The sequence below is a fragment of the Actinosynnema sp. NPDC059797 genome, assembly GCF_042732085.1.
In the GTDB taxonomy this organism is placed as follows: domain Bacteria; phylum Actinomycetota; class Actinomycetes; order Mycobacteriales; family Pseudonocardiaceae; genus Actinosynnema.
Map to the genome: position 1 here is coordinate 1 of NZ_JBHWIE010000309.1, position 8,554 is coordinate 8,554.

Below are 8,554 nucleotides of genomic sequence, written 5' to 3' on the forward strand. Positions count from 1 at the left end.
CGCTGGAGGTGCCCGCCGAGGACGCGCCGGTGTCGTCGGCCTGCGAGTCGGTGGCGCTGCTGGTGGACCGCGCCGAGGCGAGCGTGCCGGGGTGGCGGGTCACGCCGGAGAACTGGCCGGACGTGGTGCGCGTGCTGCGGCGGACCGCGGGCATCCCGCTGGCGATCGAGCAGGCCGTGGTGCGGATGCGGTCGATGCCGGTGTCGCTGCTGGCCGACCGGCTCGACGACGTGATGCGCGTGCTGACCGCCAACGACACCACCAGGGTCGCCCACCACCAGACCATGGCCGCGATGATCGACTGGAGCCATGCCCAGTGCACGCCCGCCGAACGCCTGCTGTGGGCGCGGCTGTCGGTGTTCGAGGGCGGGTTCAGCCTGCCCGCGGCCGAGGCCGTGTGCTCGGGCGGCGAGCTGGGCCACGACGAGGTCGCCGACGCGCTGGCCGGGCTGCTGGACAAGTCGATCGCGCTGCCCTCCGCCGACCGCAGCCGCCACCACCTGCTGGAACCGCTGCGGCAGCACGGCGCGGCCCGGCTGCGCGACTCCGGCGAGCTGGCGGACGTGCGAGCCCGGCACCAGGCGTTCTTCCGACAGGAGGCGGCCCGGCTGGCGGGCGGGTTCGTCGGGCACAACGAGGCGGCGCTGCTGGCCGCGGTCGACCTGGACATGGCCAACCACCGGGTGGTGCTGGCCGACCTGATCGGCAACCCGGCGTCCGCGCACGCGGGCCTCCAGATGAGCGTCGACCTGGCCCGCACCCGCTGGTACACCTACGCCGGCCGATTACCGGAGGAGCGGTTGTGGCTCGGGCGCGCGTTGGCCGCGACCCCCGCGACCGCGGACCCGCTGCGGGTGAGCGCGATGGCGTTGGACGCCTGGATCGCGCTGTGCCTGGGCGTGGACCGCGCGCAGGTGGCGCGCCGCGTCGAGGAGCTGATCGGGCTCGGCGAGGCGGTGGGGGTCCCGCTGCCGCCGGTGACGTTCGTGCGCGGCGCCTACGAGGTGCTCGCGCTGGGGCGGATCGAGGGCGTGGAGCTGCTGCGGCAGGCGCGCGAGGGGTTCGGCGCGCTGGGCCCGCACTTCGCGGTGGACCACCACCTGGCGCACATCCTGCACACCGTGTCGCTGGTGCTGCTGGGTTCGCGGGAGCAGGCCGAGCCCGCGGCGGAGGAGTTCTTCGCCGAGTGCGAGCGGCTGGGCGCGCAGTGGGGCCTGAGCTGGGCGCACTGGTGCCGCAGCGTGGTGCAGACCCGGTGGGGCTCACCCGCCCGCGCGCTCGAGGTGCTCTGCGAGGGCCTGCGCGTGCAGCGGGCGATCCGCGACAAGTGGGGCCCGCTGTGGACGATCGAGGCTTTGGGCTGGGCGCACGCCGAGGCGGGTGACGCGGCCGCCGCCGCCCGGATGCTCGGCCTGGCGCACGGCCTGCACCGGGTCACCGGCGTGCGGGTGGACGGGCTGGTCCCCTTCGCCCGGTTCAGCGACCGCGCCGCGGCGCGGGCCAGGTCGGCGCTGGGCGACGGCGCGTTCGAGCGCGCCTACGCCAACCCGGCCGAGTCGGTGGAGCAGGCGCTGGCCACCGTGCTCGACTCGCCGGAGCCCGCCGCGCCGCGCGACCGCCGCCCGGCGGGGCTGACCCAGGCGGAGTGGAACGTGGCCAGGCTGGTGGGCGACGGCCTGTCCAACCCCGAGGTGGCCGACCGCCTGGTCATCTCGCCGGCCACCGTCCACACCCACCTGACCCGCATCTACCGCAAGCTCGACATCGCCAACCGGCACCAGTTGATCACCCTGCTGGCCAGCCTCGCGGAGTGACACTGCGTGGCGGTGCCGGGCCGAGCGCGTTCCCCCAGTCGAACGGACATCGGCCTCAGGGCTCCAGGATGACGGGCACGGAGGAGAAGGTGTTCGGCACGACCTTGTCGTCGCGGGTGAACTCCGCGGCGTCGCCGGCCAGGCGGGCGTTCGGGAAGCGCTCGCGCAGGGCGGTCAGCGCCGCGCGGGCCTCGATACGGGCCAGGTGGTGGCCCAGGCAGTAGTGGATGCCGTGGCCGAACGCGGCGTGGCCGAGGGCGGCGTTGCCGCCGGTGGGCACGCGGTTGGGGTCGAAGCGGCCGGCGGTGGGCCCGTGGACGACCGGGTCGCGCCCGGCGGTGCCCAGGCCGACCATGACGATCGCGCCCTCCGGCAGCACCGCGCCCGGCAGGTCGATGTCGGTGACCACGCGGTAGTGCGGGGTGACCCGGACCGGCGAGTCCCAGCGCGCCGCTTCCTCCACCGCGTTCGCCACCGCCTCCGGCGTGGTCAGCGCCTCCCAGGCGCCGGGCAGGGCCAGCAGGGCGGTGATGGAGTTGCCGATCAGGCCCGTGGTGGTCTCGTGACCCGCCACCACCAGCAGGATCGCGGTGGTGAGCAGTTCCTCGGGGCTCAGCCGCTCGCCGTCGACGCGCGCCTGGAGCAGGGCGCTGAGCAGGGCGTCGTCGGGGCGTTCGCGCTTGTACTCGATCAGCCCCGCCAGGTAGCCGAACATGGCGTCGGAGGCGGGCACGACCAGCTCGGGCCGCTCGGTCATCATGTCCGCGGTCCAGCGGTTGAGCTGCCCGCGGTCCTCCGGGGGCACGCCGAGCAGGTCGCAGATCACCGCCAGCGGCAGCGGGAACGCCAGGCGCTGGATCAGGTCGGCCTCAGCGGGCATCGCCGCGACCAGCTCGGCGGCGGTGCGCTCCACCACCGGGCGCAGCGCCTCGACGCGGCGCGGCGTGAATGCCTGCGACACCAGGGCGCGCAGCTTGCGGTGGTGGGGCGGGTCGGTGTTGAGCATCGACGGGCCGATGATCCGCGACAGGTCGGTCGGCCGGCCCTTCCCGGCCAGCTGCTCCTGCATGGCCCCGCGCAGCCCGGCGGCGTCCTTGGACAGCCGGTTGTCGTTGAGCAGCGTGCGCGTGGCCTCCAGGCCCATGGTTGTGACCAGCACCTCCAGGCCGTTGGGCAGCTCGGCCGGGTGCACCGGTCCCAGCTCGGCCAGCGCGTCCTCGTGCGCGTGGTGCTGCCAGCCGCGCAGCGGGCCGCCTACCAGAGCCTGCCGATCAGGGGCGAACTCCGCCGTCAGCCGCACATCTTCTCCTCACGCGAGCGTTCCCGTTCAGCGTTCACCTTGGCGGGGAAGCGGACGCACGCGCATCCACCGACATCCGTATTCGCCGCCGGCGCGTACGGATGTCGACGTGCACCGCGACGGGGTGTGGATACGGAAGCGGGTACGGATGGTTGTTGATGTGCGCGTACGCGCGCGTGCGCGAGGCTGGACGCGTTCGGCACCCCGACGGTCGAACAGGTGCCGGGTGGGCGGAAGGGTAGGCCGTCGCCCGGCTCCGGGGGGAGGGGGTCGCACCACGCGCGGCCCCTTTTCCCCTTTCCCGTCGGGCGCGGGTTCTCCCGTCGGGCGCGCGGGCGGGGCCGGTCAGCCGTCGGCGGCTATGCGGTCGAGCACGCGGCGCAGGACCCGACCCAGCAGTTCGGTCTCCTCGGCGGACAGCGCGTCGAACAGGTACCGCCGCACGGTGGTCACGTGCCCCGGCGCGGCGTTCTCGATCGCCGCCCGACCCGCGGGCGTCAGCCGCACCATCGAGCCGCGGGCGTCCTCGGCGCACTCCTCGCGGACGACCAGCCCGCGCTTCTCCATGCGCGCGACCTGGTGGGACAGCCTGCTGCGCTCCCAGCCGACCAGCCGGCCCAGCTCACGCGAGCGCAGCACGCCGTCCGGTGCTTCCGACAGGGGCACCAGCAGGGCGTAATCGGCGTTGGACAGGCCCGAGTCGCGCACGAGCTGCCGGTCCAGCGCGCCGTGCAGCTCGCGGTGCACGGCGAGGTACGCCCGCCACACCTCCGCCTCCCGCTCGTCGAGCCACCGCGGTTCGCCCATGGGGCCAAGCTAGCAAGATGTTGACGCGTCATCAAACACGCGCTACTTTGTTGACGTGTCCGCAACTGGTATGCAGCTCGGCGTCTACAGCTTCGGTGACCGGCACCCCGACCCGGTGACGGGCGAGCAGGTCTCCGTCGCCGACGCGCTCCGGCAGTCGCTGGAGCGGATCAGACTGGCCGACGAGCTGGGGCTCGGCTTCTACGGCTTGGGCGAGCACCACCTGCCCACGTACTCGATCTCCAACCCCGGCACGGTGCTGGCCGCCGCCGCGAGCATGACCGAGCGGATCACGCTCAGCAGCGCGGTCACCGTGCTCAGCACCGAGGACCCGGTCCGGGTCTACCAGCAGTTCACCACGCTGGACCAGCTCAGCCGGGGCCGCGCCGAGCTGCTGGCGGGCCGCGGCTCGTTCACCGAGTCGTTCCCGCTGTTCGGGGCGAGCCTGGAGGACTACGACGAGCTGTTCGAGGAGAAGCTGGCGCTGCTGCTGCGGCTGGACCGCGAGGACCCGATCACGTGGTCCGGCCGGTTCCGCCCGCCGCTGGAGGGGGCGCACGTCTACCCGCGCCCCTACGACGAGCGCCTGCGCATCTCGGTGGGCACCGGCGGCAACCCCGAGTCCTCGATCCGCGCGGGCCTGCTCGGCCTGCCCGTGGTCTACGCGATCATCGGCGGCGAGCCCGAGCGCTTCGCCCCGCTGGTCGACCTGTACCGGCGCGCGGGCGAGGCGGGCGGCCAGGAGCGGCTGGAGGTGACGATGAGCGCCATCGGTTTGATCGCCCGCCGGTCGCAGGACGCCAAGGAGGCGTTCTACCCGTACTGGCTGGAGACGATGAAGTACGGCGCGCGGGCGCGTGGCTGGTCGGTGCCCTCGCGGGCCGAGTACGACAGCTGGACGCGCGGCGCGCGGTCGATCTTCGCGGGCAGCCCGGAGGAGGTCGCCGAGCGGCTGATCTCCGTGGGCCGCCTGGTCGGCGCCGACCGCTATGCCATGCAGATGGACTGGTCGGGCGTCCCCCACCGGCTGGTGATGGAGGCGATCGAGCTGCTGGGCACCGAGGTCATGCCCCTGGTGGAGAAGGAACTGGGCAAGCCCGCACCCGCCGGCGAAGCCTGACCAGCCGGGTCGAAAGCGCGCAGAACAGAAGCAGGCAGAGCCGAAAGCGAACCGGCGCGACCGGCAAACCCGGCTTGAACTTAGTGCAACCTCCTCCAGCCGAGCCCCACTCGCACTTAGTACAACTCGTTAACACCCCCGCTCGGCGTCCGCTCGCACTTAGTACAACCCGCCAAGGTCCTTAGTCGGCGCTCAATCGCACTTAGTACAACCCACTAAGACCCCTGACCGGTACTTACTCGTACTTAGTGCAACCCTCCAACGTCTCCAGCCGGCGTTGGCTCGCACTTAGTTCAACAGCCCAGCTGCGCGCAACAGCCACAACAGCTCAGCCGCGTGCAACGACTCCATCGCTCTCGCCTGCACATATGCCCTCGCCTGCACTTAGTTCAATACAGTGAGCTCGCCCCCTGCGCAGCCCGTGCCCAGTACGTCTCGCGGGTGCCTGGGCACATCACCAACTCCTGCGGCCCGAGCCGTTGCTGTTCGCGGTCCCGTGTGGGCGGTGTGGCGTTCGCCGACGGGTGGGCCTGAGGCTGTGCGGCGTGGACCTGCGCGTCCGCTTCCGGCAGACCTCGGCGTCGTGACGGAGTGTGACACCACCCACTCGGCGTCGCGGCACGGCGACGATCACGTTAATCCCCGGTAAAGTCGCTCTTCGGCGGTTCCGCGGTCGCGATCGCCGAGGCTGCCCGACCGGTCCCCCACCGGGTGTGTGAGCAGCCGTTCCCACCTCCGGAGGACTATTTCAGTGCGTTCGTGCCGCCCCACCGGTGCTCGCCGGTGACCACCGCCCACGACACCACCACTCACGACATCGCCGCCCGCGAAACGGCCGCCGGCGACACGGCGCTCATCGACGCGCCCGCGCTGTTCCGCGCCGGCCCCGCCGCGCCCGCGCGCACCCTGCTCGACGTGCTCGCCGACACCGCGCGCCGCCACCCCCACTCCCCCGCCCTGGACGACGGCACCACCTCGCTGACCTACCGGGACCTGCTCGACGAGGTCGACGCGCTGCGCCGCGACCTCGCCGCCGCGGGCATCGGGGTCGGCGACCGCGTCGGCGTCCGGGCGCCCTCCGGCACCGCCGGCCTCTACGTCGCCGTGCTCGCCGTGCTCGCGGCGGGCGCCGCGTACGTGCCGGTGGACGCCGACGACCCGGACGAGCGCGCCGACCTCGTGTTCAGCGAAGCCGGTGTCTGCGCCGTGCTCGGCGAAGCGCTCACCCTGCGCGGCACGCCGATGGGCCTGGTCGGCGCGCCCGGTCCGGACGACGACGCGTGGATCATCTTCACGTCCGGCTCCACCGGCAAGCCCAAGGGCGTCGCGGTCTCGCACCGCTCGGCCGCCGCGTTCGTCGACGCCGAGGCCCGGCTGTTCCTGCCCGAGGACCCGATCGGCCCGGACGACCGCGTGCTGGCCGGCCTGTCGGTCGCGTTCGACGCCTCCTGTGAGGAGATGTGGCTGGCCTGGCGCCACGGCGCGTGCCTGGTGCCCGCGCCGCGCGCGCTGGTGCGCACCGGGTTCGACCTGGGGCCGTGGCTGGTCGAGCGCGAGATCACGGTGGTGTCCACGGTGCCGACGCTGGCCGCGCTGTGGCCGGTGGACGCGCTGGACGACGTGCGGCTGCTGATCTTCGGCGGCGAGGCGTGCCCGCCGGAGCTGGCCGAGCGGCTGGCCGTGGACGGCCGCGAGGTGTGGAACACCTACGGCCCCACCGAGGCCACCGTGGTGGCGTGCGCCGCACGGCTCACCGGCGAGGGCCCGGTGCGGATCGGCCTGCCGCTGGACGGCTGGGAGCTGGCCGTGGTGGACGCCTCCGGCGCGCCGGTGCCGATGGGCGGTTCCGGCGAGCTGGTGATCGGCGGCGTCGGCCTGGCCCGCTACCTCGACCCGGTCAAGGACGCGGAGAAGTTCGCGCCGCTGCCCGCGCTCGGGTGGTCGCGCGCCTACCGCAGCGGCGACCTGGTGCGCGCCGAGCCCGAAGGGCTGCTGTTCCTCGGGCGCGCCGACGAGCAGGTGAAGCTGGGCGGGCGGCGGATCGAGCTGGGCGAGGTGGACGCGGCGCTCCAGGCGCTGCCCGGCGTCGCCGGCGCCGCCGCGGCGGTGCGCACCACCAGGGGCGGCAACCAGGTCCTCGTCGGGTACGTGGTCGCGGGCCCCGACTTCGACCAGCCCGACGCGTCGGCCCGGCTGCGCTCGGCGCTGCCCGCGGCGCTCGTGCCGCTGCTCGCCGCGGTGGACACGCTGCCCACCCGCACCTCCGGCAAGGTCGACCGCGCCGCGCTGCCGTCGCCGCAGCCCGGCGCGGACGACACCACGCCCACCGACCTGGTCGGCACGCAGGCGTGGCTGGCCGAGCAGTGGGCCGAGGTGCTCGGCTCCCGGGTGACCGACCCCGACGCCGACTTCTTCGCCCACGGCGGCAGCAGCCTCGGCGCGGCCCAGCTCGTCTCGCTGATCCGCGCCCGCCACCCCGGCGGCTCGGTCTCCGACATCTACCAGCACCCGACGCTGCGGGCGCTGGCCGCGCGGCTCGACGAGCTGTCCGGGCACCGGGCGGCCGCCCGCGAGGTCGCGCCGACACCGCGGTGGACCGGCGTGCTCCAGTTGCTGCTCCTGGTGCCGCTGACGAGCCTGGTCGGCGCGCGGTGGTCGGTGCTGCTGGCCGCGCTGGGCACGGTGCTCGGCCTGACCGCGCCGGTGTCGTGGTGGTGGATCGCGGCGGGCTGGCTGCTGTTCGTCAGCCCGCCCGGCAAGATCGCCGTCGCCGCGGGCGGCGCGCGTCTGCTGCTGCGCGGCGTGCGGCCGGGCACCTACCCGCGTGGCGGGCACGTGCACCTGAGGCTGTGGACCGCCGAGCGGCTCGCCGCGTTCAGCGGCGCGGCCGACCTCGCCGGCTCGTGGATCACGCACTACGCCCGCGCGCTGGGCGCGAAGGTCGGCCCGGACGTCGACCTGCACTCGCTGCCGCCGGTCACCGGGCTGCTCAAGCTCGGCCGGGGCAGCGCGATCGAACCCGAGGTCGACCTGTCCGGGCACTGGCTGGACGGCGACCGGCTGCACATCGGCCGCATCCGGGTCGGCGCGGGCGCGGTGGTCGGGGCGCGCAGCACCCTGTTCCCCGGCGCCCGGATCGGCAAGCGCGCCGAGGTCGCGCCCGGATCGGGTGTCACCGGTTCGGTGCCCACCGGTCAGCGGTGGGCGGGTGTGCCCGCCACGCGCGACGGCAAGGCGGCCCGGCCCGGTCCGCGCCCGCCGCGGTCGCGCTGGTGGAAGTTCGCCTACGGGGCGACCACGTCCGCGCTGGGGCTGCTGCCCGCGGCGGCCGCCGCGCCCGCGGTGCTGCTGGTCGTGCGCGAACCGCTGACGCTCGGTTCGGCGCTGCTCGCCGCGCCGCTCGCCGCCGTGGTGTGGCTGGGCGCGTACGCGCTGCTGGTGCTGGTGTCGGTGCGGCTGCTCGGCCTCGGGCTGCGCGCGGGCTCGCACCCGGTGCACAGCCGGGTGGCGTGG

5 protein-coding genes are annotated in these 8,554 nt (G+C 74.3%); 3 read left to right on the top strand and 2 right to left on the bottom strand.

Annotated elements, in window-relative coordinates; genetic code table 11:
- Window positions 1-1,814 (top strand): ATP-binding protein (locus ACFV4N_RS35355; protein ID WP_499677013.1); only part of this gene is annotated, 1,814 nt, incomplete at its 5' end.
- A 55-nt stretch (window positions 1,815-1,869) separates the two neighbouring features.
- On the opposite strand, the gene ACFV4N_RS35360 is transcribed toward ACFV4N_RS35355, so the two are convergent.
- Entirely contained in the window at window positions 1,870-3,114 is a 1,245-nt protein-coding gene (locus tag ACFV4N_RS35360; RefSeq protein WP_499677014.1) for a cytochrome P450, read from the bottom strand.
- A gap of 345 nt (window positions 3,115-3,459) precedes the next feature.
- Window positions 3,460-3,921, bottom strand: coding sequence for a MarR family winged helix-turn-helix transcriptional regulator (locus ACFV4N_RS35365; protein ID WP_499677015.1), 462 nt, complete (start codon window positions 3,919-3,921; stop codon window positions 3,460-3,462).
- Window positions 3,922-3,991: 70 nt separating this feature from the next.
- On the opposite strand from ACFV4N_RS35365, the gene ACFV4N_RS35370 reads away from it, so the two are divergent.
- A complete protein-coding gene (locus tag ACFV4N_RS35370; protein WP_499677017.1) occupies window positions 3,992-5,041 on the top strand; it encodes an LLM class flavin-dependent oxidoreductase in 1,050 nt (349 codons plus the stop codon).
- A 783-nt stretch (window positions 5,042-5,824) separates the two neighbouring features.
- Window positions 5,825-8,554, top strand: a 2,730-nt coding sequence (locus tag ACFV4N_RS35375; protein WP_499677016.1) for a non-ribosomal peptide synthetase, incomplete at its 3' end; no start/stop codon positions are given.

What these genes read in the sequence shown, in the direction of transcription:
- ACFV4N_RS35370 (WP_499677017.1), top strand. Translation starts at nt 3,992, where the DNA reads ATGCAGCTCGGCGTCTACAGCTTCGGTGACCGGCACCCCGACCCGGTG.
- ACFV4N_RS35365 (WP_499677015.1), bottom strand. Translation starts at nt 3,921, where the DNA reads ATGGGCGAACCGCGGTGGCTCGACGAGCGGGAGGCGGAGGTGTGGCGG.